Annotated in this window: 25 protein-coding genes and 1 other RNA gene; 3 read left to right on the forward strand and 23 right to left on the reverse strand. The window is 49.7% G+C overall.

Translation table 11 applies throughout. The features are described from left to right. Nucleotides 1-328: 328 nt before the first annotated feature. The 15 genes from L1N85_RS23955 to rpoE form a co-directional block, all read right to left on the reverse strand. Nucleotides 329-592 carry a pro-sigmaK processing inhibitor BofA family protein gene (locus L1N85_RS23955; protein WP_235241554.1) on the reverse strand — a complete coding sequence of 88 codons (264 nt, stop codon included), beginning with the start codon at nt 590-592 and terminating at the stop codon, nt 329-331. Further along, the gene (locus tag L1N85_RS23960) at nt 589-837 is read right to left on the reverse strand and encodes a DUF2508 family protein (protein WP_235241555.1); all 249 of its coding nucleotides are present in this window, start codon (nt 835-837) and stop codon (nt 589-591) included. The genes L1N85_RS23955 and L1N85_RS23960 overlap by 4 nt, the downstream gene beginning before the upstream one ends. Before the next feature lie 232 nt (nt 838-1,069). Then, on the reverse strand, nt 1,070-1,669 hold the full coding sequence (recR, locus tag L1N85_RS23965) for a recombination mediator RecR (RefSeq protein ID WP_235241556.1): 600 nt from the start codon (nt 1,667-1,669) through the stop codon (nt 1,070-1,072). A 44-nt stretch (nt 1,670-1,713) separates the two neighbouring features. Further along, nucleotides 1,714-2,025, reverse strand: coding sequence for a YbaB/EbfC family nucleoid-associated protein (locus tag L1N85_RS23970; protein ID WP_235241557.1), 312 nt, complete (start codon nt 2,023-2,025; stop codon nt 1,714-1,716). A gap of 24 nt (nt 2,026-2,049) precedes the next feature. Beyond that, complete coding sequence (gene dnaX, locus L1N85_RS23975) at nt 2,050-3,849, reverse strand: DNA polymerase III subunit gamma/tau (RefSeq protein WP_235241558.1); 1,800 nt, start codon at nt 3,847-3,849, stop codon at nt 2,050-2,052. 250 nt (nt 3,850-4,099) lie between these two features. Further along, an RNA gene (ffs, locus tag L1N85_RS23980) (signal recognition particle sRNA large type) lies at nt 4,100-4,367 on the reverse strand. A 71-nt stretch (nt 4,368-4,438) separates the two neighbouring features. Next, nucleotides 4,439-4,852, reverse strand: a complete 414-nt coding sequence (locus L1N85_RS23985) for a hypothetical protein (RefSeq protein WP_235241559.1) — start codon at nt 4,850-4,852, stop codon at nt 4,439-4,441. Between the two features lie 83 nt (nt 4,853-4,935). Next, the gene (rpmE, locus tag L1N85_RS23990; RefSeq protein ID WP_224726488.1) at nt 4,936-5,133 is read right to left on the reverse strand and encodes a 50S ribosomal protein L31; all 198 of its coding nucleotides are present in this window, start codon (nt 5,131-5,133) and stop codon (nt 4,936-4,938) included. Nucleotides 5,134-5,278: 145 nt separating this feature from the next. Then, a complete protein-coding gene (locus tag L1N85_RS23995) occupies nt 5,279-6,532 on the reverse strand; it encodes a radical SAM protein (RefSeq protein ID WP_235241560.1) in 1,254 nt (417 codons plus the stop codon). Between the two features lie 21 nt (nt 6,533-6,553). After that, nucleotides 6,554-7,888 carry a transcription termination factor Rho gene (gene rho / locus L1N85_RS24000; RefSeq protein WP_235241561.1) on the reverse strand — a complete coding sequence of 445 codons (1,335 nt, stop codon included), beginning with the start codon at nt 7,886-7,888 and terminating at the stop codon, nt 6,554-6,556. A 122-nt stretch (nt 7,889-8,010) separates the two neighbouring features. Then, on the reverse strand, nt 8,011-9,273 hold the full coding sequence (locus L1N85_RS24005; protein WP_235241562.1) for a UDP-N-acetylglucosamine 1-carboxyvinyltransferase: 1,263 nt from the start codon (nt 9,271-9,273) through the stop codon (nt 8,011-8,013). 224 nt (nt 9,274-9,497) lie between these two features. After that, complete coding sequence (gene fba, locus L1N85_RS24010) at nt 9,498-10,352, reverse strand: class II fructose-1,6-bisphosphate aldolase (protein ID WP_235241563.1); 855 nt, start codon at nt 10,350-10,352, stop codon at nt 9,498-9,500. Nucleotides 10,353-10,527: 175 nt separating this feature from the next. Beyond that, nucleotides 10,528-10,926, reverse strand: a complete 399-nt coding sequence (locus tag L1N85_RS24015) for a response regulator (RefSeq protein WP_110774116.1) — start codon at nt 10,924-10,926, stop codon at nt 10,528-10,530. A 156-nt stretch (nt 10,927-11,082) separates the two neighbouring features. Then, nucleotides 11,083-12,687, reverse strand: a complete 1,605-nt coding sequence (locus L1N85_RS24020) for a CTP synthase (RefSeq protein WP_235241564.1) — start codon at nt 12,685-12,687, stop codon at nt 11,083-11,085. A gap of 441 nt (nt 12,688-13,128) precedes the next feature. Next, entirely contained in the window at nt 13,129-13,710 is a 582-nt protein-coding gene (rpoE, locus tag L1N85_RS24025; RefSeq protein ID WP_235241565.1) for a DNA-directed RNA polymerase subunit delta, read from the reverse strand. 383 nt (nt 13,711-14,093) lie between these two features. Here rpoE and L1N85_RS24030 point away from each other — a divergent pair, with 383 nt between their 5' ends. Beyond that, a complete protein-coding gene (locus L1N85_RS24030) occupies nt 14,094-15,233 on the forward strand; it encodes a S8 family peptidase (protein WP_235241566.1) in 1,140 nt (379 codons plus the stop codon). Nucleotides 15,234-15,261: 28 nt separating this feature from the next. On the opposite strand, the gene argS is transcribed toward L1N85_RS24030, so the two are convergent. The 8 genes from argS to L1N85_RS24070 form a co-directional block, all read right to left on the reverse strand. Further along, the gene (gene argS / locus L1N85_RS24035; RefSeq protein WP_328285278.1) at nt 15,262-16,941 is read right to left on the reverse strand and encodes an arginine--tRNA ligase; all 1,680 of its coding nucleotides are present in this window, start codon (nt 16,939-16,941) and stop codon (nt 15,262-15,264) included. Next, nucleotides 16,938-17,411 carry a DUF1934 domain-containing protein gene (locus tag L1N85_RS24040; protein ID WP_235241567.1) on the reverse strand — a complete coding sequence of 158 codons (474 nt, stop codon included), beginning with the start codon at nt 17,409-17,411 and terminating at the stop codon, nt 16,938-16,940. Before L1N85_RS24040 ends, argS begins: the two co-directional genes overlap by 4 nt. 80 nt (nt 17,412-17,491) lie before the next feature. Next, nucleotides 17,492-18,001, reverse strand: coding sequence for a DNA-deoxyinosine glycosylase (locus tag L1N85_RS24045; RefSeq protein ID WP_235241568.1), 510 nt, complete (start codon nt 17,999-18,001; stop codon nt 17,492-17,494). 189 nt (nt 18,002-18,190) lie between these two features. Continuing rightward, a complete protein-coding gene (locus L1N85_RS24050; RefSeq protein WP_235241569.1) occupies nt 18,191-19,210 on the reverse strand; it encodes a tyrosine-protein phosphatase in 1,020 nt (339 codons plus the stop codon). 38 nt (nt 19,211-19,248) lie between these two features. Then, nucleotides 19,249-20,073 carry a phosphonate ABC transporter, permease protein PhnE gene (gene phnE / locus L1N85_RS24055; RefSeq protein ID WP_235241570.1) on the reverse strand — a complete coding sequence of 275 codons (825 nt, stop codon included), beginning with the start codon at nt 20,071-20,073 and terminating at the stop codon, nt 19,249-19,251. Next, nucleotides 20,073-20,864 carry a phosphonate ABC transporter, permease protein PhnE gene (gene phnE / locus L1N85_RS24060; RefSeq protein WP_235241571.1) on the reverse strand — a complete coding sequence of 264 codons (792 nt, stop codon included), beginning with the start codon at nt 20,862-20,864 and terminating at the stop codon, nt 20,073-20,075. Before phnE (L1N85_RS24060) ends, phnE (L1N85_RS24055) begins: the two co-directional genes overlap by 1 nt. Continuing rightward, nucleotides 20,861-21,691, reverse strand: coding sequence for a phosphonate ABC transporter ATP-binding protein (gene phnC / locus L1N85_RS24065; protein WP_235241572.1), 831 nt, complete (start codon nt 21,689-21,691; stop codon nt 20,861-20,863). Before phnC ends, phnE (L1N85_RS24060) begins: the two co-directional genes overlap by 4 nt. Nucleotides 21,692-21,723: 32 nt before the next feature. Beyond that, nucleotides 21,724-22,692 carry a phosphate/phosphite/phosphonate ABC transporter substrate-binding protein gene (locus L1N85_RS24070; RefSeq protein ID WP_235241573.1) on the reverse strand — a complete coding sequence of 323 codons (969 nt, stop codon included), beginning with the start codon at nt 22,690-22,692 and terminating at the stop codon, nt 21,724-21,726. A gap of 147 nt (nt 22,693-22,839) precedes the next feature. Between L1N85_RS24070 and L1N85_RS24075 the strand changes: the two genes are divergently transcribed. Continuing rightward, nucleotides 22,840-23,523, forward strand: a complete 684-nt coding sequence (locus L1N85_RS24075; RefSeq protein ID WP_235241574.1) for a GntR family transcriptional regulator — start codon at nt 22,840-22,842, stop codon at nt 23,521-23,523. Nucleotides 23,524-23,566: 43 nt separating this feature from the next. Next, on the forward strand, nt 23,567-24,277 hold the full coding sequence (locus L1N85_RS24080) for a gamma-glutamyl-gamma-aminobutyrate hydrolase family protein (protein ID WP_235241575.1): 711 nt from the start codon (nt 23,567-23,569) through the stop codon (nt 24,275-24,277). Nucleotides 24,278-24,773: the final 496 nt, after the last annotated feature.

Genomic DNA, 24,773 nt, shown 5'->3' on the forward strand with positions numbered 1-24,773 from the left:
TGGAAGTTTTCGCATCGACGAGATGTCGATGAGAAAAGCTTCAGGTGTTTGATGACTCATTACTTTTTTATCGCTTTTCTCACAATCCGTTAGGATCGTAAGGGCAGTTTCACTCGTTGTTCAGTTTTCAAAGAGCAATCTTTTCTTTCGTGTCAACCGCGTGTGTCTCATCGGCGACTTTTATAATATATCACATCCGCCCAAGTTAATGCAAGTACTTTTTTAAAAATCTTTTTCCAAGCATGCATGCTTACTCTTGGGGCGAGAACTAATGTAGCATATAAACGCTCGCAAAGTCAACCTTTTGTATCAATCAATGTTATTAAGGTCATACTACTGCCCATTGCAGCCCCACGATTAATGCTACCCCAGGAATTCCTAACGTGACGACTGTTCCAATTGTTACTGGATTTATCGGAATATACATATCAGGAATAAGATTAGAATAATTCAACACGTACAGCAGCGCCGCAGCCAGTACCAGATGAAGGGAAAACCCCCGCAGCCAACTCCATGAAAGCTTATTACGCAAGACCACCGCAATTAATAATACCGAAGAAGCAATGAAAATAGATAACCATACCGCTCTCATTTAATCACCTCTCCCCATGCCCGCCAGTTGCCTTTGATTTGCTTGGCTGCCCGCAACAGCATTTCATACCTTTTCTCGGCAGAAATAATCGTATAAATGGCATAATCAACTTGATCCTTGCCGATTGCGTAATTAAAATAACGATTCGCATTTTCCCATTCCTGGTGCGCCTCTATGATTTCCTTTCTTAACCTGTCCATACGCTCTTCTTTTTCAATATCTGTTTTTTGCTTCTGATCCGTCACCAGCATTCCCTCCCGCTTGTCCCGCCTATTAAAAGCTTTTACCTATATGTATAAGCATGGACTGAAGATTAGAACGAGTTTATGAACGGCCGTCATTGCGTTTTGAACCGGATTTTATACAAAATAAAAGAACGGCAAATCAAGAATAAACTTGATCTGCCGTTCCGTAAAGAAGAGCATTATGCTTATGTGATTATCTCCGGCAACATGCCAAGCAGCCTTGGTTTATTGATCAGATCAATTCACGTCTGCCCTCTAACGCCTTGGATAACGTGACCTCATCAGCATACTCCAGATCGCCGCCAACAGGCAGTCCATGCGCAATTCGAGTAACTTTAATCCCAAAGGGTTTAACGAGCCGCGATAAATACATGGCTGTCGCTTCGCCTTCTATGTTCGGATTGGTCGCTAGAATAAGCTCCTGCACACGCTCATCGCTTAGCCTTCTCAATAGCTCAGCAATACGAATTTCATCCGGACCGATACCCTCCATAGGAGAAATCGCTCCCTGAAGTACATGGTATTGACCTTGAAAATCCTTCATACGCTCGATAGCTACAAGATCCTTCGAATCCTGCACTACACAAATGACGGAGTGGTCTCTTGACTTGTCTTGGCATATCCTGCACGGATCAGTATCCGTAATGTTGCAGCAAACCGAGCAATAGAACAAATTGCGTTTGACGCTTACTAGCGCCTTAGCAAAATCAATTACGTCGTCTTCCTTCATTCGAAGCACATGAAACGCTAAGCGGGCGGCCGTCTTCGGACCGATGCCCGGCAATCGCGTAAAAGCATCAATTAATTTTGCTATCGGTTCGGGGTAATACAAAGCAAGGTACAGCTCCTTTCAAAACGAAAGCGCGCGACCGACTCTTAGAACAAGCCCGGAATTTTCATGCCGCCGGTAAACTTGCCCATATCCTTGTTCGCGAGCTCATCCACTTTCGCTAGAGCGTCGTTAACTGCTGTAAGCACGAGGTCCTGGAGCATTTCTACATCGTCCGGATCTACCGCTTCCGGTTTGATCGCAATGTTAAGAAGCTTCTTATGGCCGTTAGCAGTTACGGTTACAACACCTCCGCCAGCCGTTCCTTCAACCGTTTTCGTTTCCAGTTCTTCCTGCGCTTTCATCATTTGATCCTGCATTTTTTTCACTTGCTTCATCATTTGGTTCATATTGTTCATTCTTAATCACCTCATCATTAGAATTTAATCGTTATCCTTCACTACAACCAAGTCTTCGCCAAAAAGCTTTACTGCCTCTTCGACCCAAACAGGCCGACTGGCAGCCTGCGGCGTACCCGAAGATTCGGGCTCCAGCAGCAACGTCTCGCTCTTCTGTTCGCCAGCACCGTCTGCCGCGGCTTGCCAGTCTTTCAGCATGACCGTTACAAGCCGAAGCGGCTCACCGAACACATCCTGCATGACCTTCTCGATTATTTCCCGATTTGCCGGCTTCTCCGTTGTTTCGCGATGCATCGTATTCTTGAATGCAACGAGCACCGCTCCATCGGCAGAGGATACCGGCTCTCCGTCCTTCAACCAAGCGTGTACGGTTATTTTCGCATCCTTTACACCTTGCAGCACGTCATTCCACTTCATCCGGAGCTGATTGAATTCCGGATTTTTGGCAGCTGCCAGATATATATCCAGCTTAACAGAAGAACGCGCTATACCGCTAGATCCACCGCCAAATGAGCTGCGAACCGCATTGGAACGCGAATTGGCGGCAGGCTGCCTTGCGACCGCTCCCCCCTCGCCAGACTGTCCGGATCCGGCTGCTATGCCATACTGCAACGCTTGCTCCAGCTTGCGCTCCAGCGCCTCCACTTGCTGACGCAACCGATTGACCTCAGCGGATGAAGAGACTGCTTCGCTAGATGCAGATTCGTGACGAGCGGAGCCTTCTCCATTCGGCTGTTCTTCGCTTTGCGTACAAAGCTTCATCAATGCAACCTCAAATAATGTTTGCGGCTGTGAAGCATGCTTTAGCTCAACTTGATAACGATTAAGCGTATCGATCATTGCAAACAATCGTTCGGACGCAAAGGCCTCGGCCATCCCCCTGAACCGTTCGGGATCAACTACGCGCTCCGTTACGGCGCCGCCTTGGGGCGCCAGCTTCATAACGAGCAAATCACGGAAATAATAAATGAGATTCTCCATACATTTATCCGCGCTTTTGCCGGCCTGCATCAAGCTTTCGACAAGAGGCAAAACCCCGGCGACATTGCGATCCTTTACTGCCTCGGCAAGTTGATAGAAATGTTCGGCCGCCATCCCGCCGGTAACGTCAATGGCCGCCTCCAGAGTAATGCTGTCGCCGCCAAAAGCGGATACCTGCTCAAGTAAACTGATGGCATCGCGCATACCGCCCTCTGACAACCTGGCGATATAAGCAATCGCGTCCCCGTTCGCTTGAATGCCTTCCGCACGGCAAATTTCCAATAACCGCTCACTCTGCTCTTCAAGCGAAACCTGACGGAAATCAAAACGCTGGCAGCGTGAGATGATCGTCGCCGGAAGCTTATGCGGTTCAGTCGTCGCCAAGATAAATATAACATGACCCGGCGGCTCCTCTAACGTCTTCAGCAAAGCATTAAACGCCTCAGCCGTAAGCATATGTACTTCATCTATAATATAAACCTTAAACCGCACTTCCGAAGGTGCATATCTCACTTTATCACGAATATCGCGAATTTCATCAATACCTCGGTTAGAGGCAGCATCGATCTCGATCACGTCCATAATATGTCCTGCGGTTATACCTATGCAAGCGTTGCATTCATTGCATGGCTCGGCAGTTGGACCGCGTTCGCAGTTAACCGCTTTCGCCAAAATCTTCGCAGCGCTCGTCTTGCCTGTGCCTCGCGGACCATTAAACAAGTAAGCATGAGATACGCGATTCTCGCGAATCGCATTCTGCAAGGTTTGGATAATATGCTGTTGTCCGACCATATCCTGAAACGTCTGCGGACGCCAGGCTCGGTATAAAGCGATATGTGACACACAGACCTTTCCTTTCAACTTGCCTTTTCATTTCGAGCGTAAAAGCCCATCCCGATAAAATCTTTCAGATTTATCTATTATACAACAACTGTGCAGCAAGCAAAACTCTCTTTTACCGAGCGATATAGCTATCAGATGAAGATATGTATGCAAAAACACCTGCATCCGCTATTCCGATTGAATAATCGTACAGCGTTCACAGGTGCTACTTATGACAATGAATGATATTATTTCCAAAAAAATGATTGTACCGTGCACCTGCTCCCGATAAATGCGACCCAGGCGGCATTCTTGCACTACAGCTCGAGCCAGGCACTCCCCCGGCACATGAACTAATTTGCTTACGGCTGCTTCCTTCCGGACCTGACCGGGTTCACAAACGTCCATTGCGGAGGACCCGGCTGTCAACACTGCTCGCAAGCGCCAGACCCTACATCAGCATTACCTCAAGCAGGAATTCAACCTCGCTACAGCGGATTGCGAGTTACAGGGCACCGCTACCTCCCCATCTAGCACGGTAAAAATAAGTATATCCGATCTTGTCCCAAAGCGCAACACGTGGACAAAAGTGGCATCTGCAGCTTCGCCTTTATTTCTTTGTTTCCACGTGAACGACATAACGCGGCATGTTATACTGGACAACAGCTTGGGCTTTTCTACGCAGCTTATCAACCTCGGTATCAGATAAATTGTTATTCACCTTTAAATTGACATGCATGGCCGTGCCATTAAAAATGACTTGAGTACGTTCAATTCCCGACATCGGCTTCAATACCTGCTCCACCATATTTCCGTCCGATTCGTAATTCAACGACATATGTCGCCCAGGCATATTCGGATTACTATTCGTATAGCCCATATAGCCGTCTTGGCCATACGTTTTCATTCGTTCCTCATTACTATTGCCGCAGCCTCCCGCTATTAGCGCAAGGAAACAGATGATTACCACCGAAATATGCTTCCATCGACGTTTTTCGCTCTTTTCAAAAGATGTTTTATGCAATCAAAAAACCTCCCTTCTATCCAATAGGATGGCTGAGGGAGGTTCTTGTATTCTGCCAAATAAAGGCGGAACGATCCGTAATATTAAATACCGTATTTCTTCTTGAAGCGGTCGACGCGGCCGCCGGCATCCAGAAACTTTTGCTTACCCGTGTAGAATGGGTGGCATTGGGAACAAACCTCTACGCGAAGGGCCGATTTAATCGAACCAGTCTCGAAGGAGTTACCACAAGCGCAAGTTGCTGTAATGACGTGGTATGTCGGATGAATACCTTGTTTCATCTCGTTCACCTCTTTCTGCCCTGAGCCACATGCGGACCCAGAGTTAAAATCACACTTATCGGATTATAGCACGAACTGTTTTGCAGTTGCAATGACGAATCATACATAAATGTCCACTAACGAAAATTCCCAGCTCTTCCTTGCTCTAACGGAGCAGGGCAGCAGGAGGAACATGTGTGTAGGAACCTATCACAACTTCCGGAAGCTCCTCGCGGAAAATTTCGAGCATTTGCTTCATGCCGTAAATTTCGCCTTGCGCCTTCGGAATGATGGAAAGGTAGCTTTCAGGATCAATATTAAGGTTGCGCATCTGAATGAGCTTAAGACCGGTACGCTTTACGAAGCCGATCATCGCCTCGATCTCCTCCTCGCGGTCGGTAACCCCCGGGAAGATCAAATAGTTGATTGACGTGTAGACACCTTTGTCAGAAGCATATTTAAGGGACTTCTCTACATTTTTCAGCGTGTATCCACGAGGCTTGTAGTACGCGTTATAGTGGTCATCAAGCGCGCTGATTGTGCTGACGCGCATCAAATTCAGGCCTGCATCAACGATCGCGCGCATGTAGTCAGTCAGTCCGGCGTTCGTATTAATGTTAATATAGCCGAGCGAGGTCTGACTGCGCACGCGCTGCATCGCTTCCACGATAATTCTCGCCTGCGTGGACGGTTCGCCCTCGCAGCCTTGACCGAAGCTGATTATGGAGTCCGGCTCGCGCAAATGCTCGAGCATAATCTCCACTACTTCATCGACAGTCGGTTTAAAATTCATACGCGTCTGCGGAGCGACAAAACCGCTGTCGTCGGGCTGATCCGAAATGCAGCCGAAGCAGCCGGCATTACAGGAATACGAAACGGGAACCGCTCCCTCCCAGCGTCCGAGAAACGTGTTGGATGAGGTTAAGCACTCATAACCCAAAGCACAATTGGACAAATGCTTGTACAAACGATTCTCCGGGTATTTGGCAAGCAAACGCTCTACCTGAATACCCAGCTCTCCGCGGTCGCAATTAAGCGGATCCCACTTTTCCGGGTCGTCGCACTGCTCGGCGGTGACATAAAACTGACCGTCTTTCCAAACGACAGCCGTGTAGCCGAACAGAGGCAGCTTTTCATTTTTGTCCGCTTTGACATAACCGGGCAAGCACAAGCGGGTAAACCCTTGCGGCAGCAATGCGCCGACCGCTTGAACATCGCCAGGCATTACCTGCATTTCTCCAGTATCCGGATGAAATCCGATCGGCCTTGTAAAAGGCAGACTGACCAGCGTTGCCCCATTCGGCAGAGGAATAAGCTCTTCCTCCATAATCTCAACAATCATATCGCCGCTTCTTCCCAAAGCGACAAAATCCGGGTGGTCGAATACGTTACCTTGTTCATCCGCATAAACGAGATTCATGATGTCCTCCTTCCTGCGGTCTTACGATCCGTGCGTCGTTCTGGGCGTAGGCCGCCTGCTCGTCGTCGGTGTACTGCTCTTTATGCCGGGCCGCTCCGGCTTCACGTTCGTTGATGTATCGAGTGACATGAGAAACTGTTCGTTATTCTCGGTGTCCTTTAGCTTCTTCAGAAAATTATCTACAAATTCCAAGGAATCATTCATATTGCGGCGAATCGCCCACACCTTATCCAGTTCTTCCTTCGTCAGCAACATCTCTTCACGGCGCGTGCCTGATCTGCGCATATCGAGAGCCGGAAATATGCGCCGCTCGGAAAGCTTGCGGTCGAGATGCAGCTCCATGTTCCCCGTACCCTTAAATTCCTCATAAATAATATCATCCATACGCGAACCGGTTTCAATAAGCGCTGTCGCGAGAATGGTCAGGCTGCCGCCTTCTTCAACGTTACGCGCCGAGCCGAAAAACCGTTTTGGCCGGTGGAACGCTGCGGGATCAATACCGCCGCTAAGCGTACGGCCAGAAGGAGGAATCACCAAATTATACGCTCTCGCCAAACGAGTGATGCTATCCATCAAGATAACAACATCCTTCTTGTGCTCAACTAGCCGCAGCGCCCGCTCCAGTACGAGCTCAGCCACTTTAATGTGATTTTCCGGCAGCTCGTCGAATGTCGAAGCGATAACCTCGCCTTTGACAGAGCGCTGCATATCGGTAACTTCCTCGGGCCGCTCATCAATGAGCAGAACAAATAATTCGATGTCAGGGCGATTTTCAGAAATACTGTGAGCAATTTCTTTCAGAAGCAATGTCTTACCGGTCTTCGGAGGCGCAACGATCAATCCGCGTTGTCCGAGCCCGACAGGCGCAAGCAAATCCATGATTCGAGTGGAGAGCTTCGACTGAGTGGTCTCAAGCACCAGCTTCTTTTCTGGATAGAGAGGAGTAAGCGCAGGAAAATGCAATCGTTCGGATGCTGTGTCCGGGTTTTCGCCATTAACGGCGTTTACCTGCAGCAAACCAAAGTATCGTTCATTTTCTTTCGGAGGACGGCATTTGCCAGATACGAGATCTCCGCTTCGCAAGTCAAATCTGCGAATTTGCGAGGCCGAAATATAAATATCCTCTTTGCTCGGCAAATAGTTAATAGGCCGTAAAAATCCAAAGCCCTCCGATAATATGTCGAGCACACCTTCCATGAACATAAGGCCGCTCTTCTCCGCTTGCGCGCGCAGTATAGCAAATATAAGCTCTTTCTTCTTAAGCGTACCGTAATAAGCGATCTGATATTGCTTCGCCAGCTTATACAAATCGGTTAGCTTCATCTCTTCGAGATCCGCGATCTGAAGGTCTGTCATGTTCTCACCACTTTATTCAGTTTTCATTGAAAGGTTGTCTATCTAATAGATTCGTATGCCTGATTATCCAGCATTGCCGAATTAGACGCTGTATATTCCACAGCGTCCGTATCGTTTAGCCGTTACGAAGAAGTATCCGCTTCGCGCCATACGTCAGCGCCTAATCTGCGTAAATTATCTACTAAGTTGTCATAACCCCGGTCGATATATTCAACGCCCGTTATTTCCGTTACGCCTTCTTCCACGGTCAAGGCTGCTACTACCAGAGCCGCTCCGGCACGAAGGTCAGCCGCGCGAACCTTGGCAGCATTTAGCTTGCCGCCCTCGATAATAGCCGAGCGGCCTTCTACGCGGATATTCGCTCCCATGCGAGTAAGCTCAGGTACATGTTTAAATCTTGTGCCGTAAACGTAATCGGTCAGAATGCTGACGCCGTTCGCCTGTGTGAGCAGAGTCGTCATAGGGGACTGTAAATCGGTAGCGAAGCCTGGATATACGAGTGCCTTTACATCAATGGAAGTATAGTCCGGACGACCGATAATTCGGATCGACTCATCCATTTCAATGACCTGTACACCCATCTCTTCGAGCTTTGCCGTCATTGCCTCTAAGTGTTTAGGAATAACATTATCAATAAGGACATCGCCGCGCGTTGCGGCAGCTGCAATCATGTATGTACCGGCTTGAATTCGATCGGGAATAATGGAGTGACGGCAGCCGTGCAACCGATCGACCCCTTCAATCCGAATCGTTTCAGTACCGGCACCTTTGATTTTTGCGCCCATGGCATTTAGGAGAGTAGCTACATCTATAATTTCAGGCTCTTTTGCCGCATTTTCGATAATCGTTAGTCCTTCGGCCCGGGAGGCCGCCAGCATAATGTTGATTGTTGCTCCGACGCTTGCTACGTCGAGATAAATTTTCGCGCCGCGCAGCTGCTTGGCGGATATTCTTATTGAACCATGATCATTGGTCACCGTAGCGCCCAATGCTTCAAATCCTTTAATATGCTGATCGATCGGCCGCGGCTCGAAGTTACAGCCGCCGGGAAGCCCAATCGTCGCTTCACCGAATCTGCCCAGCATCGCACCCATTAAATAGTATGACGCACGCAGCAACTTCACTTTACCGTTTGGCATTGGCTTTGAGGTAAGCTGAGAGGGATCAATGCGCATCATATCGCCATCGCGTTTCACGACTGCGCCGAGCTCCTGCAAAATTTCGCTGTATACAGCTACGTCACTGATAATCGGTAAATTGTCCAACACAACTTCTGTCTCTGCTAGAATGGCTGCCGGTACTAGCGCAACCGCGCTGTTCTTTGCTCCGCTGATTTGAACGGTGCCGCGAAGCGGCCGTCCACCGCGTATCATCAATTTCTCCATCTAATTGTTGTTCCTCCCGTTAGTTGGAAGAGAACAAAGGAAAAACCGCCAAGGCAAGCGCAAACGGCTTTTGCCGTCCTTTGACGGCAAAAGCTTACGTTTCGCGATGAAATATAAGCCGAGTATATAATTAACTGATACTCCCTTATATTTCAAGCGCTGACAACCGGGGCCGTCAACACTTGCCGCTATCAGGCGGTTTGTTATCCCTTTGCTCCTGTTTGTTACGCTTGGTTGTTGCTTCCGAACAAGCGGATTTTTTCTTGGATAACAGCCTTCATCGCATTGCGGGCAGGTGTCATGTATTTACGAGGATCGAATACTTCACCGTTAGCTGCAAGTACTTCGCGAATTGCGTTCGTGCAAGCAACTTGGTTTTCTGTGTTTACGTTGATTTTACCTACGCCGGCTTGAATCGACAAGCGAATCGCTTCGTCTGGCACGCCGGATCCGCCATGCAAAACAACCGGTACTGGAATCGCATCGGCTACTTTTTGGATGATATCATAGTGGATTTTAGGTTCGCCTTTGTACATACCATGTGCTGTACCTACAGCGATCGCCAAGCAGTCTACGCCTGTTTCTTCGTAGAAACGGATCGCTTCGTCCGGCTTTGCCATTGTAGCATCAGCTTCGTCAACGCTCAGGTCATCCTCAACGCCGCCGATCGTACCAAGCTCACCTTCAACGGATACGCCCATAGCGCGAGCCGCTTTAACAACTTCTTTCGTAAGAGCGATGTTTTCTTCGAGCCCGTAGTGGGAACCATCGAACATTACGGAAGAGAAGCCGGCACGGATACATTTCATAGCTACTTCAAAAGTGCTGCCGTGGTCAAGGTGCAATGCGATTGGAAGACCGGATTTCTTCGCAGCGGCTTGAGCCATCGCAACTGTGAATTCGATGCCCATATATTTCAAGGCGCCTTCGCTAACCCCGTAAATAAACGGTGAGTTTTCTTCCATAGCAGCTTCGACAGTCGCTTGCGCGAACTCCAGGTTGTTCATGTTGAACTGACCTACTGCAAATTTGTTTGCTTTTGCCTTCGGTAAAAATTCATTCATAGACACTAACGGCATAGTTGTCTTTCCTCCTAAATGTTTTCTTTCATTCTCAAGCCCGTTCCGACTTGTCATTCTGAGTCATTATAACATATCGCACCTTGAAATAGTAAAGCTTGTTTTATCGCTGCGCATAAAAATAACAAAAACGACACCGTCCCTTATAAAGCGACGATGCCGTGTGATGCACAGATTAAGAGCCAATCGCGAACCGGCTTGTCGAATTTCCGCCGCGCAGCTGCATATTAACCGCAATCCGCATCTCATCGATGTCGAACGGCTTCGTAAAGTGCATGAGCGCGCCAAGATCAGTCGCTTCCTTAATCATATCTAACTCACCATATGCTGTCATCATGATGACCTTAATGTTACGATCGATCGCTTTCACATGCTTTAAAATTTCCAAACCGTCCATACCAGGAATCTTCATGTCCAGCAATACCAGGTCGGGAGCGTCGTTCTTCACGATTTCCAAAGCCAGCTTACCATTAGACGCTTGGAACGTATTGTACCCCTCACTGCTGAACACTTCCATAAGCAGCACGCGGATACCGTTCTGATCATCCACGATCAACACTTTCTTCTTCTCCAACTCGATATACCTCCCGTAACTAAGCTTCATCAACATAAATGGCCAACTCTTCCATAATCGTTAATATATTCGCTCAGGTGGGTAAATAATCCTTCTCGTCCAGAGAAAAACTTATCGGATGCTGTTAAAGAATGCGGCATTACAAGCAAATGTCGATTACTGTTCTGCAAATTGGAGCGCCGCTCGTACGAATCCGCGGAACAAAGGCTGCGGACGGTTCGGTCTTGATGTGAATTCCGGATGGAATTGCACAGCCAAAAACCACGGGTGATCAGCCATTTCCACCATCTCTACGAGACGGCCGTCAGGCGATGTGCCAGAAATACGAAGACCTGCCGATTCTATCGCTTCGCGATACTCATTGTTAAACTCGTACCGATGACGGTGACGCTCGTAAACAAGCTCATCGTTATATTCCTTAGCCGCGAGTGTGCCCGGCGTAAGCTTGCAAGGATATAAGCCAAGACGCATCGTACCGCCCATATCTTCGATGTCCTTCTGATCCGGAAGCAGATCGATAACCGGGTACGGCGTGGATGAATTGATCTCTGAGCTGTTCGCATTTGCAAGCCCGGCCACGTTGCGCGCATATTCGATAACGGCAACTTGCATGCCAAGGCAAATGCCGAAAAATGGAATTTTATTTTCGCGGGCATATTTGATTGCCGTAATTTTACCTTCGATACCGCGATCGCCGAAGCCGCCCGGCACGAGAATGCCGTGAATGCCGTTTAGCTGCTCCGCAATGTTCTGCTCTGAAAGCTCCTCTGCATTCAACCAGCGCAGCTTCACTTCGGCATCTGCAGCAATACCGGCATGTCCAAGCGATTCTACAATACTAAGGTAGGCATCATGCAAAGCTACATATTTGCCGACAATCGCAATCTCAGTCGTTTTGTGGAGGGATTTCACGCGCTTGACAAGGCTTTCCCATTCGCGCATATCCGGCTGTTCAGTCGTTAGCTTCAAATGGTTGACAACGATTTCGTCAAGACCTTCCTCGCGAAGCATCAGCGGCACTTCGTACAAGGTTGAAGCGTCACGGCATTCCACGACCGCGTTTGCGTCGATATCGCAGAACAGGCCGATTTTCCGCTTCAGATCCTCTGCAAGAGGGTGCTCCGTGCGGCATACGATCACGTTCGGCTGAATGCCGATGCTGCGCAATTCCTTTACGCTATGCTGCGTCGGCTTCGTCTTGACTTCGCCTGCCGCTTTAATATAAGGAATAAGCGTAACGTGGATGTACATCACGTTATCGCGTCCGATGTCGCTCTTAATTTGACGGATCGCTTCCAGGAACGGAAGGCTCTCGATATCGCCAACCGTGCCGCCGATCTCGGTAATGACAACATCAGAACCCGCTTCCTTGCCTGCGCGGAATACACGTTCCTTAATTTCATTCGTAATATGCGGAATAACCTGAACCGTACCGCCCAAATAGTCGCCGCGGCGTTCTTTGGTAATGACGTTGGAATAAATTTTGCCCGATGTCACGTTGCTGTTCTTCGATAAGTTAATATCGATGAAACGCTCGTAGTGACCAAGATCCAAATCCGTTTCTGCGCCGTCATCTGTGACGAATACTTCACCGTGCTGATAGGGACTCATCGTTCCCGGGTCCACATTGATGTAGGGATCGAACTTTTGAATCGTTACTTTCAGACCTCTGTTCTTCAATAATCGTCCGAGCGAGGCCGCTGTAATCCCTTTGCCCAAGGACGACACGACGCCGCCGGTTACAAATATATATTTGGTCACTGTGATGATACCCTCCAAGCTCCTATGGTTAATGTTTAGGTTTGCCCATTTACTCGATAAACATGGATGCGGATACACTCCGCCCCTCCATCCAGTTTGTGGGAATGTTTCCTGCAGACCCATCCCCCACAAACAAAAAAAGTGACACCCGCAGCAACGGGGCACTTTTCCTTTTTTGGCATATATTAAAATATAAGAGAGCATAAATTCGAACGTTCTGCTCTGCTTACATCTCACCGCGAAACGAGCCTTTGCCGCCAAAGGACGGCTCAGAACCGAGCTGCGAACAATCGCAGCCAACGGTTCATGCGTAGCGCCAGCCGTTTACGCTTGTATGCGTTATTTGTTAACCGAATCTTAAGCCCATGAGATAGTTTACTCTGCGCTTATAGGACCTGTCAAGCTAAACCGACTTCCTTGCCGGAACGGAAGCGAGGCAAACTACTTGTCGTTGTCCTCATCCTCGTCTTCAAAATCCTCGTCGTCTTCCGAATCGTCGCTGTCGTCGGAATCGAGCTCGGCGTCAACTTCCTCCTCGTCGATATCCTCTTCGTCGATGCCAACTTCCTCATCCACTTCCGATTCCTCTTCCGCCTCTTCGAAGTCTTCGCGATCCTCGTCGAATACGTCGTAATCCTCTTCTTGTTCAGCGTAGGAATCATCTTCCTCATCCGCGAACATATCTTCGTCTTCCAAATCGTCATCATCGTTGATGATGCGCGTGCGCTTCGCATTTCCGATAGGATCTTCGGAACGCTCAACCGGATACCAGCGCTTCAGTCCCCACATATTGCTGCCTACGCAGGCAAAACGACCATCAATGTTAATCTCTGTATACACCTGCGCAATAAATTGATTGATTCCGTCTGCGGAAAGACCGCGTATTTTAGCGATCTCCATCATTAGATCGCGATAATAGTAAGGCGTATTGGCCGCTTTCAGCACCTCAAACGCCAAATCGACCATAGGCATTTCCTTCATGCGTTCAGGATCCAGCTTTAACGTAAAATTGCTGCTGCTCATATGGATACATCCTCTCTTGCCAATCAAATTATGTATTCATTTATTCCTTTAATATGCAAGCGGTATACGCTAGTCACAGTATAGTAAAACCTATTTTCTTTAAAAAAGCAAGCAACCTGTCCCGCTGCGGGCATAGCTTGGACATCCATGCAAAAAGCGAAGGGATAATCCCTCCGCCTTGACTGTATCCATCCGGCCGCGACACGAGCTAACGTACCTTGGACGTAAGAGTCCCTGAGAACTCTTTGTTCATCCTATGTCCATTATCGAATTTTGACACGGATTGTCGCCCATTTATGTGAAAAAAGGCAAGTTGCTCATGCAGGATGAAGCACTTGTTCATACAATAGTTCAGCATGGTCCGTCGGGAGGGGAAGCCAAACTTGGACACCACCGCTTTTATCCGAATGTTACAGGATACGATGGCTTGCACGGATAAATCGGCCGTAAAGCGTATCATTCGCTTTCAGCATGTGAGCGACTACCGATACTTCCTACAGCATATGCCTACGGTCCATTCGTCGTTATCGCCTCAACAAAACATTAGAAATATACCTATTATTCGAGGAATAGCTTGCCGACTTCCGGCCGAGGAAACGCTCGAGCGGTTCGCGGGGCGTGTATGGATTGAGAAAGATTGCAAAATAAGCGTGCATGCCTCGACACAAAAATCGGCGACTGCTGTTGAAAAAGGAATACCTTGGGGCGTCAATCAAATTAAAGCCCCGCTGGCTTGGGGCACGACCACCGGTCATAAGGTTAAGGTCGGCGTCATCGACACTGGCGTTGACTTTAGTCACCCCGATCTGAGGCAGTCGCTGTCGCGAGGAATCAATCTGCTGAACAGAAGCATGCTTCCGCATGACGACAACGGTCACGGGACGCATATCGCAGGCACGATAGCGGCAGCCAATCAGCTGCAAGGTATGATTGGCGTGGCCCCCCGCGCATTGATCTCCCCCGTTAAAGCATTCGACCACAATGGCAGCGCCTTCGTATCCGATATTATTCTCGGAATCGAATGGTGCATACGAAATCGGATGAACGTCATTAACATGAGCTTCGGAATGAAAACCAAAAGCAAAGCTTTGCTTGGCGCCGTCATCAATGCGCATAACGCAGGCGTTATTATCGTGGCCTCCTCTGGAAATGACGGGAAAAGGCGCACGGTGGACTACCCCGCAAGATATCCGCAAACCATTGCCGTAGGCGCTACGAATAAGCTTCGCCGTGTCGCACCGTTCAGCAACCGAGGCTCCTATATTGATGTATATGCTCCGGGAGACAAAATCCTCTCAGCCTGGCTGAGAGGCAAATATAATGAAATGAGCGGCACCTCGATGGCTACTTCGCATGTCTGCGGAGCCATCGCTCTGCTTCTCGCGCATAAGCCCGGTTTAACCCCGACGGAGATTAAAGCCATTATTAAGCGGTCTGTTCAGCCCTTAAGAGGCAGCAAAGCCCGCCGAACAATCGGCGAGCTCGACGTTATGCGTATGATGCAAGCCGTGGACAAAACATGATTCCACGGCTTGTTTTATGGTTTTAGCCTTACATCCGCTCAGGCGCCGATACGCCGACAAGACGCAGCACATTCGCGATGGAAAGGCGAACGGCTCCAAGCAGGGCAAGGCGTGCTTGCGACTGCTCGGCATCCTCTGTTATGACTCTCTCCGCTCTATAATAGCTATGGAATTGCGACGCCAGCTCATAGACATACCGAATGAGACGATGCGGAGCATATTGGGCCGCCGCCTCGGAAACCTCCTGCGGTAACTCGCCGATTTTGCGCAGCAAATCGAATTCATGCTCGGCAGTCAGCTTGCCGAAATCAATCTCATCCGAAGCTTTAAGGGTGAGCCCTTGCTCCTCCGCTTGTCTGAAAATGCTGCAAATCCGGGCATGCGCATACTGTACATAGAAAACCGGATTCTCATTTGAAGTAGAGATAGCGAGATCCATATCGAAATCAAGATGCGAATCCATGCTGCGCATCGAGAAGAAATAACGTATGGCGTCAACGCCTACTTCATCCATCAAATCTTCCATCGTAACCGCTTTGCCGGTACGCTTCGACATTTTCATCTTCTCGCCGTTCTGGAACAGGCTGACCATCTGCGCGATAAGCACAGTCAGCTTCTTCGGATCATTGCCCAGCGCTTCCATCGCGGCTTTCACGCGAGGAATATAGCCGTGGTGATCGGCGCCCCAGATGTTGATCATTTGATCAAAGCCGCGGCTGAACTTGTCGCGGTGGTAGGCGATATCCGGTGTCAAATAGGTGTACGATCCGTCATTTTTCACGAGCACGCGGTTTTTGTCGTCGCCGAACGGCATCGTGGACAACCACGTCGCTCCCTCTTCTTCATATACATATCCCGATGCTTTCAGCGCTTCAAGCCCTTCCTCTACCTGTCCGCTTTCATATAGCGAGGTTTCGCTGTACCATACGTCGAAGCTGACACGGAACCGTCCCAGATCTCGTTTGATTTTGTCCAGCTCCCGCTCCAAGCCAAACTGACGGAAGAACGTGAAGCGCTCCTGATCCGGCAGCTCGAGCAGCTTATCGCCCTCCTGCTCGATAAGCAGCTTGGCGAAGCCGATAATATCCTCGCCGTAATAGCCGTCCTCCGGCATTTCAGCGTTTTGTCCAAGCTGCTGGCGATAACGAGCCTCGATCGATACGGCAAGGTTCTCTACTTGTTTGCCTGCATCGTTAATATAATACTCGCGGGTTACATCGTATGCAGCAAAATCCAGAACGTTGCAGAGCGCGTCGCCTACTGCCGCGCCGCGCGCATGCCCGAGATGCAGGCTGCCTGTCGGGTTCGCGCTGACGAACTCTACCTGCACGCGCTTGCCCTGTCCTTCTCCAATGCGTCCATAATTGTCTCCCGCTTGCAGCGCCTCACCTACAACGGGATAAAGATAGCTCTTATCCATGCGGAAATTAATAAAGCCCGGGCCCGCGATTTCGGCCGACTGAATCGAAGCTTGCTTCATATCCAAATGAGCAATGATTGCTTCCGCGATTTGACGCGGGTTCTTCTTGGCCAGCTTCGTCAATTGCATCGCGGCATTAGTTGCCAAATCACCGTGCGTCTTATCTTTCGGCACCTCCAGCACGATGGCGGGAAGCTCCTCCCGCGCCGCGAGGCCGGCTGCTGCCGCTGCGTCGGCGACGGCCGTTTTAACCTGTTCATACATCTTCTCAAGTACATTTGCATTCATGAATATTGTTCCTCCTGTATATGGAGCCGTATATGGAAACGACCCGACATTTGATCACTTACGTGCATCTCATACTGCCACTCTATTGTAAAAGGAAGCTGCGACGGCAAGCCTGCATCCATAGCCGCTTCAGCCGCGGCGGAGTCTGCTTCCAGCGCAAGCAAAGACGTATCCGTCTCCAGCGAAAAGGAAGTCATCGGCGTGCGGTAATAGCCCGTTCTTCGGATTCCCGGCGTGAACAGCTGCTCCGATTCGATAACGCCGCGCCGCATGATCGACAGCTCCTCCGGACGGTAACGCAGCAGTGTGCGCACATCGCCGGCCTTAGGATTACCCTCGTCCGCAGGCTCGCTGTAGCGAATAAACACGGACTTCGCCTTGCGGAACCACTCGCCTTCATAAGAGTGAGAATACGAGCTTCCGTCCTGCACGCTCTCCAGCGTGATTCTGACTTTGTTGCTTTCTCCCATCGTCTTTCTCCTATTATTCAGTCTAATCTTATGTAACTACTATATACAGGAAGCCCCTTAATTTCAACGCTAGAGCGCGGTTAAGTTGCTGTATAGGGCACAATTACGCTCCATGCTTCCACGCGATCCTCCAGCGTTCTCATCCGCGGAGTCGGGATCGGGCTCGAGGAAGGAAGCTTGAGCAGCGCGACATCGCGGAAGCTTTCATGCCCCCGATAAAATTTTAGAAAGGTATCGTAGGCCTTGCTTCCGTTAAAAGCAAAGCATTTCAGCTGCGGATATTTCGCGATCAGCTCCGGCAGCTTCTGCGGAACCTCAGCCTTTATGTTCACATCCATGCTGCCTTCACGTTCACAGGATTCGATGACATCCCACAGCGCCAAATGATTTTCTTTCAAAAAAACGAGCCGGTTCTCATAAACGGGATCAGGATCCGAATCGGCGAACAAGCGATAAATAATGCGCCACATGAAGTTTTGCGGATGTCCGTAAAATTGCTTATGCTCCAAAGATTTGACGCTTGGAGCCGTTCCGAGTATTAGTACGCGCGCCCGTTCATCAATAACTGGCGGAAATGAGTAAATTCGCATCTATTGTTTCTCCCATTCGTACATAGTTTGAACAATTGCTTCGAGTAACTTCAGTTTTGCCCGGAAGGGAGAGACCCATCCTTCGCTTACAGCAAAAGACGCTTTCCGCTAAGGTTACGCGGAAAACGTCTTCTTTTCAATATTTGACGGTTATCGGGCTGGTGTTTGGCTAGGTTCTGTCTTGTCGTCCTAGATGAGAAGCATCGACTGCAGACGCTCCCGATCCCTTGAAGTCAGGCATAGCCCTTCTTCCCAGTATTGCTCGAAGCTGCCGTATCTCGTATCGATTTCGTCGAAAGAGGCCTGCAGGTAAGCGGGACGCGCTTCCATCAACGCTTGCGTAAGGCTGGGCGACAGTTTATTCATGAACGGCGCGTGCGCCCCTCCGCCTGCAGCCGCCATTTTTTCCTTAAAGCTATCGGTAAAATGATTCGTAAGCGCGTAATCGTACAAAACCGTTTCGCGAGGAACGCCGACCGCCAGCAGCACGGCAGCCGATACAAATCCCGTTCTGTCCTTGCCCGCCGCACAGTGAAATAAAGCCGGTGCTCCGCCGCCTGCAAGCAGCCTCTTCATAATGATTGCCGTTAGCGCAGTATTGCTTACCATGTGCCGATTCATGTCTGCGAGCATCGATTCTGAAATCTCAGTCATGGCTGACATTAAATCGGGACTTGCCGATGGCATGAAGGATAGATTCTCGTTTCTTTCCCTTCCGATGGAAGGGCTGGGCTGCAGCGCAATCTCCTCCGAGGTACGCAAATCGCAAATCCAATCGATGCCCAGCTGCTGCAAATAGAGGATATCCGATGCCGTTAATTGCGAAAGTTCGGCGGAGCGGAACAGCTTGCCCCATTTCACTCTTCTTCCGTCGGCCGCGGAATAGCCGCCCATATCGCGGAAATTAAGCGCACCTTGCAGCGGCAGCATGCGATCCGCCACCGTCACGATAAAATCTTCGCTGAACTTAACAAAATAGTAGCCCCGCGCCGCCGGCTGCGGGTCCTGAAAGGTCCAATGGCCGCCTTGCGTCACAACCGCGATCAAATGCGCCGACGATTCGTCAAAATGCGGCTCGGAAGCGCGAAAGAGCGATACCTTCGACACCATCGCCTTCGGATGCCATGAAATGCGAATTTGATTTTGCCCGAAGCGTTCCAGCATCACTTCTATTATATCTGTCTTTACAAGCGTCTGACCAATGCTCATTACCGTTGTCTCCTCTATGTTCATATGCCATTCTCTTGCTATGCGCGCTTTCTCATTTTGAGCTTCAACCGGTTCGAGACGAGCTCCACACTGAAGACCATCATGAAAATAACAAATCCGACAAACAAGGCCTGGTCGAATTGATAGCTTCGCATCGCATGCGACAGCTCATATCCGATTCCACCGGCACCAACGGCGCCGAGTATCGTCGATTCAGCCAGATCGCCCTCGAAGCGCATGACGCACCACGCAAACAACGCTGACAAGGCAACGGGCAATACGCCCTGAAGAACGATTTGGAGCCAGCTTGCACCCGTCGAGCGAAGCGCCTCAATCACGCCCTCATCCACCTCTTCCAGCGATTGGGCGAATACTTTTATCAAGCTGCCAACGGCTCCGACCGTTATGGCAAGCACGCCGGGCAGCGGCCCCATACCCACCGCGACGATGAAGATCAGCGCCCAAATAAGCGTCGGAATGGCGCGCAGCAAGGAAGCCAGACTGCGGATCAACCAGCTTATAACGCGGTTGGGCGCGATATTGTCCGCAGCGAGAAAGGCCAGGAAGAAAGCAAGGATAATGCCAAGAACCGTGCCAAGTATCGCAACCTGAACCGATTCTACGGCGGCTAGCAGTACATGCGTCCACTCCGAAGCATCCGGCGGAAACATCAACAAGGCTGTCTTTCCAAATTTGAGTATGCCGGGCAGTAAGCGCGAGTAATCAAGCTGTAATTGAATGAGGCTGAAGATAAAAAATAATCCGCCGATTACACCGTACATTTTCAAAGAACGGTTATTCTTCGACTTGGAGGCGCGATTCGGCTTGGCCCCGCGTATGTTTACTTTCGATAGGTTAACCATTAGATAATCCGCTCCCTGATTCGATTCGTCATGAATTCGGTCACGAGTACGATGCACAGCACGAGCAGCACAGCCATGCTGACCTCTTTATATTGAAACAGCTTCATGCCGGATTGAATCGTAAAGCCAAGTCCTCCGCCTCCAACCATGCCGACAATCGTCGAAGCCCGTACGTTGATTTCCAGGTTATAAAGCGACCAGCCTACCAGGCTGGGCATAAATTGCGGCAGCACCGCTTGCGTTATGATTTGCCAGTAGCTGGCGCCCGTCGAGCGCAGCGCTTCGATCTGGCCCATATCGATCTCTTCGAGCGATTCTGCGTAACAGCGGACCAGCATCCCGATCGAGACGATGAGCAGCGACAGCGTGCCGACAAGCTTTCCGAGTCCGAAGGAGGCCACGAGCAATATCGTCCATATGATGACGGGAATATTGCGAAACATGGCCGAGAAGGCGCGCAGCCCGATCTGGAGCGCGGGATGCGGCGAGGTCGTAGCCGCTGCGAATATCGACAGCAAGCCGGCGATAACGGAGCCGATAACCATAGCGACAAAGCTCATATAGATCGTATCTAATGCCGGCTGGATCAAGCCCGGAAATTCTGAAACGTTTGGCGGCATCAAATCAACGAACAGGAAGCGCGCTCCATCGCCGATGCCGCCCCATAGCGCACCCGGCGTAAAATCGGTGCCAACTGCCGACCAAATGGTCAACACCGCTAAAATGATAAGAAATAAAAGCAGCTGATTCCGTTTGGTGCGGCGTACCCTTTGCAGCTGTTCGCCCTTCATGCGAGTACCGTCTCCTTCTGGACAGGCAGTCCGCGGCTAGAATCGTTCACGCCCTCGCCGGCACTTAAGCCATCGGCTCCGCCACCCTTGTTCTGGTTGTAAATGAGCTCGATCATTTCATCGGTCAGCTGCTCGGGCGTACCGTCAAATACCTTGGTGCCTTTATAGATGCCGATAATGCGCGTAGCGTATTTCTTGGCCATGTCCACCTGATGGAGGTTGCATAAGCAAGCAATGCCGTCCTCTTTGCAAAATGTGTACAAGCTGTTCATGACCACCTCGGACGCCGCCGGATCAAGACTTGCGATCGGCTCATCCGCGAGTATAAGCTTCGGCTTCTGCGCCAATGCCCGCGCAATGCCAACCCGCTGCTGCTGCCCGCCGCTGAGCTCATCGGCCCGCTTATGGATCTGTTCGCCGAGACCGACGCGTTCAAGCAAACGCGTCGCCTCTTGAATATCCGATTTTGAATATAAGCCCAGCGCACCGCGCCAGCTCATATAGCCGAGTCGGCCGTGGAGGACATTGGTCAGAACAGATACCCGCTCAACGAGGTTAAACCCTTGAAAGATCATGCCCATCTCCCGGCGAATTTGCCGCAGCTTCCGATTGCCCGCGTTTATGGTGTCCGCCCCTTGAAAAATCACCTTCCCGGAGGTTGGCCCCACCATTTGATTCAAGCAGCGAAGCAACGTGCTCTTGCCCGCTCCGCTTGGTCCGATGACCGCGATGAATTCGCCCGCTTCAACCTTGAAATCGATGCCGCCAAGCGCAGCCGTTCCGTCCGCATACACTTTCTTCAAGTTTTCTACCTGCAGCAATGTCATTTCCTTTGCCCTCCGCTTCGAGACTTTTATTCTTATTTCAGCATTTCCTCTGGCGACATGTTGAGCTTCTTCGCTACATCGCGAACGCCGTCAAAATCCGCATCCTCGGCAGGGAAAAAGCCCGCCGCGCCCATCGCCTTAAAATATTCCGGATTCTTCTCGCCGTAACCGAGCGCAAACTCGCGCATTTTCTCCACGAGATCCGCAGGCAGGTCGCCGCGGTAAGCCAAAGCGCCGCCGCCCGCAATGGGGTCGGATTCCGCAATGACACGAACGTCTTCGGCTTTAATAAGGCCTGCGCCCGCGATCATTTCTATGCATTGGCTGCACGTTGCCGCGCCGTCCGCATCGCCGTTCGCAATGGCCAGGAGCGATTTATCGTGTCCGCCGGAGAACGATACATTGCTGAAATAAGTCGCGATCTCATCGTTCGTAATGCCCAGCTCCCTCATAATTGTCGCACGCGGGTACAGATGTCCTGTCGTTGAAGCCGGGTCGGCAAACAGAAAGTTTTTGCCCTTCAAATCCTTGATCGATTGTGCCGGCGAATCCTTAGGTACGATAATGACGCTGGTCCCTTCGGTGCCGGGACCGTTATTCATTGCCGCGAGCAGCTTCGCGCCGCTTCTTTCAACCGCAATAATATATCCGAACGGGCCGTAGGTCGTAACGTCGATTTTTTGGGAACGCATCGCCTCGATCATCATGTTGTAATCTTCGCCTTCAAACGTCTCTACTTTAATGCCCAAATATTCACCAAGATCCTTCGCGAACTGATCGGCGCTGCGCGACATCTCGCCATCCTCCATCGGCAGGTTGCCGATGCGGAGCACCTCCGGCCATTCCGTCGCCGCAGCCGCTTCCTCTGCGCCGGCATTTCCGGTTGTACCTGAATTGCCGCTTTCGCTTGAACCGTTGTTAACCTTTTGTCCGCAACCAGCCAGAACGATCATTATGGATGTAATAACTAGAGCGATTTGCAAGCTTGTTTTCTTTAGCACAGGGGATAACCTCCTAAATATAATTGTGGTACGCAACTAGAATACAAGTTGAATGTAAATGCTGTGTTTGCGCAGTTTTGAGATTTTGTTAAATTCGAAATCGAGTTGCGAAGTGGAAAGTTACACTGTTAAGATGAAGTTAAGGAAATGAAGAGCAACTACGAATGGAAAGGAAATCATGCTATGACATCGCAATCGCTTATGAATACGGCTTATACGAAGCTGCGCGAAAGGATCGTAAGCGGAAGCTTGATGCCGGGAACGCTATTATCGGAAAACGAGCTGGCGGAAGAGCTGCAAATGAGCCGCACGCCCATTCGCAATGCCATTACCCATTTGGAATCGGAGGGCTTTGTCGTATCGCTTAAAAACCGCGGCGTACTGGTGAAGGAAGTCAGCGGCAAGGAAATGCTGGATATGTATGAAGCCATGATGTCGCTGCTCGTCTATGCGATCGATGTGAAGAATGAACGCAATAACTCGATTGATATGAAAAGGCTGGAGGAGTGCCTGGAACGGCAGTTCGAGGCAGAAAGAGCCGAAGATTATTTCACATATATACAAAATACTTTATTATTCAATAGAGTGATCGTGTCCTCGATAAACAATCATGCAATGATTGCCATCATGGATGCGTACGTCGATAAAATCGCCATGGCCTCTTACATTAACTATAAATTGACGCCTCATATTAAGCATTACTCAGCCAACAAGCTGAATAAATCCATCTATGATGCATTGCTCGCCGGCAATGACGAGGAGGCGCGGCAAATCGTCAAAGACGCCTACGTTTACGTGCGCGGCAGAGTATTCGACAACGGGCGGTTTTAGCGTTTGATGTCGAGAGAATTAGAGAAAGGAGGAGGGTAAACGAGTGGTGAAACCTATAATTGGAGTCTTGCCTTTATATGATAAGGAAAAAGAAAGCTATTGGATGCTGCCAGGTTATATGAAAGGAATTGAAGATGCTGGTGGAATCCCGATCATGTTGCCGTTGACCTCAGACGCGGAGATAATCTTAAAAATAGCCAATACGTTTGATGGTTTTCTCTTTACAGGCGGTCATGATATTAACCCAGAGTTATATGGTGAAGAAGTAGAAGATGGTTGCGGGGAAATGTGCGATGAACGCGATATTATGGAGTCGATTCTATTTAAACAAGTAACAGAATTGGATAAGCCAGCGTTAGGGATTTGTCGCGGCCTGCAATTATTTAACGCCTTGCTAGGCGGAACTTTATATCAGGATATTCCAACTCAACTAAGCGTAACCGTTAAAATTGATCATAAACAAAAACCACCTTACACTGAACCCGTTCACAATGTATACATAGTAAAAGACACCCTGCTTTATCGAATTTTTCAAACGGATTCTCTAAGAGTAAATAGTTATCATCACCAGGGTATTAAGAAAATATCCGAACAGTTAGTGACTGCGGCAAAGGCTGAAGATGGTTTAATAGAAGCAGTTGTCATGCCAGATAAAAAATTTATCTTAGCGGTGCAGTGGCATCCAGAGTTCAATTACAAGTTTGACGCTAATAACAATAAATTGTTTTTGGAATTTGTAAGAGCTTGTAAGTAAAACCATACTGTTTAAACTAACGGAGTTGTACGACAAGTTCTGCTATAAGCGCCTAACAGCGTGAAATGCAGGAGATTAAAACATTAATCTTAACTTTACAACCGAGGATGGGAATGACGGAACCATGTTTCCTGAAACCATCCCGCCAATACTCCTGCGTGCGTCATGGCTGACAGGTCATGGGGTATGAAGTACAGGTGGAGTCGGCAGAACGGAGGCTAGAGCCATTCGAATAAGGTATGCCAACGGATATGCCGCGCGGCTGAGAAACTGGATATGGTGAGAATCGTTCCATAATAAAGGAACTGACGAACAACCGAATGTACGGGTCTAAAGTTAGAACATATGGAAACCTATGGACCATCAAACGATGGGGTGAGCGGCGTAAAGTAAAAATTGTTCCTCTGAAATACGCTATGCCGGACTATGGCGGCATCAAACTCACAGGCCTAGAGGGAGCACCTAAGTTCAGAACGGAAAGCTAGGTCGTAAGGGA

The organism is Paenibacillus alkaliterrae, from assembly GCF_021532375.1.
GTDB lineage: Bacteria > Bacillota > Bacilli > Paenibacillales > Paenibacillaceae > Pristimantibacillus > Pristimantibacillus alkaliterrae.

Excerpts from the sequence above, each read along its gene's own strand:
- L1N85_RS23955 (WP_235241554.1), bottom strand. The coding sequence starts at position 592 with ATGAGAGCGGTATGGTTATCTATTTTCATTGCTTCTTCGGTATTATTA.
- L1N85_RS23970 (WP_235241557.1), bottom strand. The coding sequence starts at position 2,025 with ATGAACAATATGAACCAAATGATGAAGCAAGTGAAAAAAATGCAGGAT.
- rpmE (WP_224726488.1), bottom strand. The coding sequence starts at position 5,133 with ATGAAACAAGGTATTCATCCGACATACCACGTCATTACAGCAACTTGC.
- L1N85_RS23995 (WP_235241560.1), bottom strand. The coding sequence starts at position 6,532 with ATGAATCTCGTTTATGCGGATGAACAAGGTAACGTATTCGACCACCCG.
- rho (WP_235241561.1), bottom strand. The coding sequence starts at position 7,888 with ATGACAGACCTTCAGATCGCGGATCTCGAAGAGATGAAGCTAACCGAT.
- L1N85_RS24005 (WP_235241562.1), bottom strand. The coding sequence starts at position 9,273 with ATGGAGAAATTGATGATACGCGGTGGACGGCCGCTTCGCGGCACCGTT.
- fba (WP_235241563.1), bottom strand. The coding sequence starts at position 10,352 with ATGCCGTTAGTGTCTATGAATGAATTTTTACCGAAGGCAAAAGCAAAC.
- rpoE (WP_235241565.1), bottom strand. The coding sequence starts at position 13,710 with ATGAGCAGCAGCAATTTTACGTTAAAGCTGGATCCTGAACGCATGAAG.
- argS (WP_328285278.1), bottom strand. The coding sequence starts at position 16,941 with ATGAATGCAAATGTACTTGAGAAGATGTATGAACAGGTTAAAACGGCC.
- L1N85_RS24040 (WP_235241567.1), bottom strand. The coding sequence starts at position 17,411 with ATGGGAGAAAGCAACAAAGTCAGAATCACGCTGGAGAGCGTGCAGGAC.
- L1N85_RS24045 (WP_235241568.1), bottom strand. The coding sequence starts at position 18,001 with ATGCGAATTTACTCATTTCCGCCAGTTATTGATGAACGGGCGCGCGTA.
- L1N85_RS24050 (WP_235241569.1), bottom strand. The coding sequence starts at position 19,210 with ATGAGCATTGGTCAGACGCTTGTAAAGACAGATATAATAGAAGTGATG.
- phnE (WP_235241570.1), bottom strand. The coding sequence starts at position 20,073 with ATGGTTAACCTATCGAAAGTAAACATACGCGGGGCCAAGCCGAATCGC.
- phnE (WP_235241571.1), bottom strand. The coding sequence starts at position 20,864 with ATGAAGGGCGAACAGCTGCAAAGGGTACGCCGCACCAAACGGAATCAG.
- phnC (WP_235241572.1), bottom strand. The coding sequence starts at position 21,691 with ATGACATTGCTGCAGGTAGAAAACTTGAAGAAAGTGTATGCGGACGGA.
- L1N85_RS24075 (WP_235241574.1), top strand. The coding sequence starts at position 22,840 with ATGAAGAGCAACTACGAATGGAAAGGAAATCATGCTATGACATCGCAA.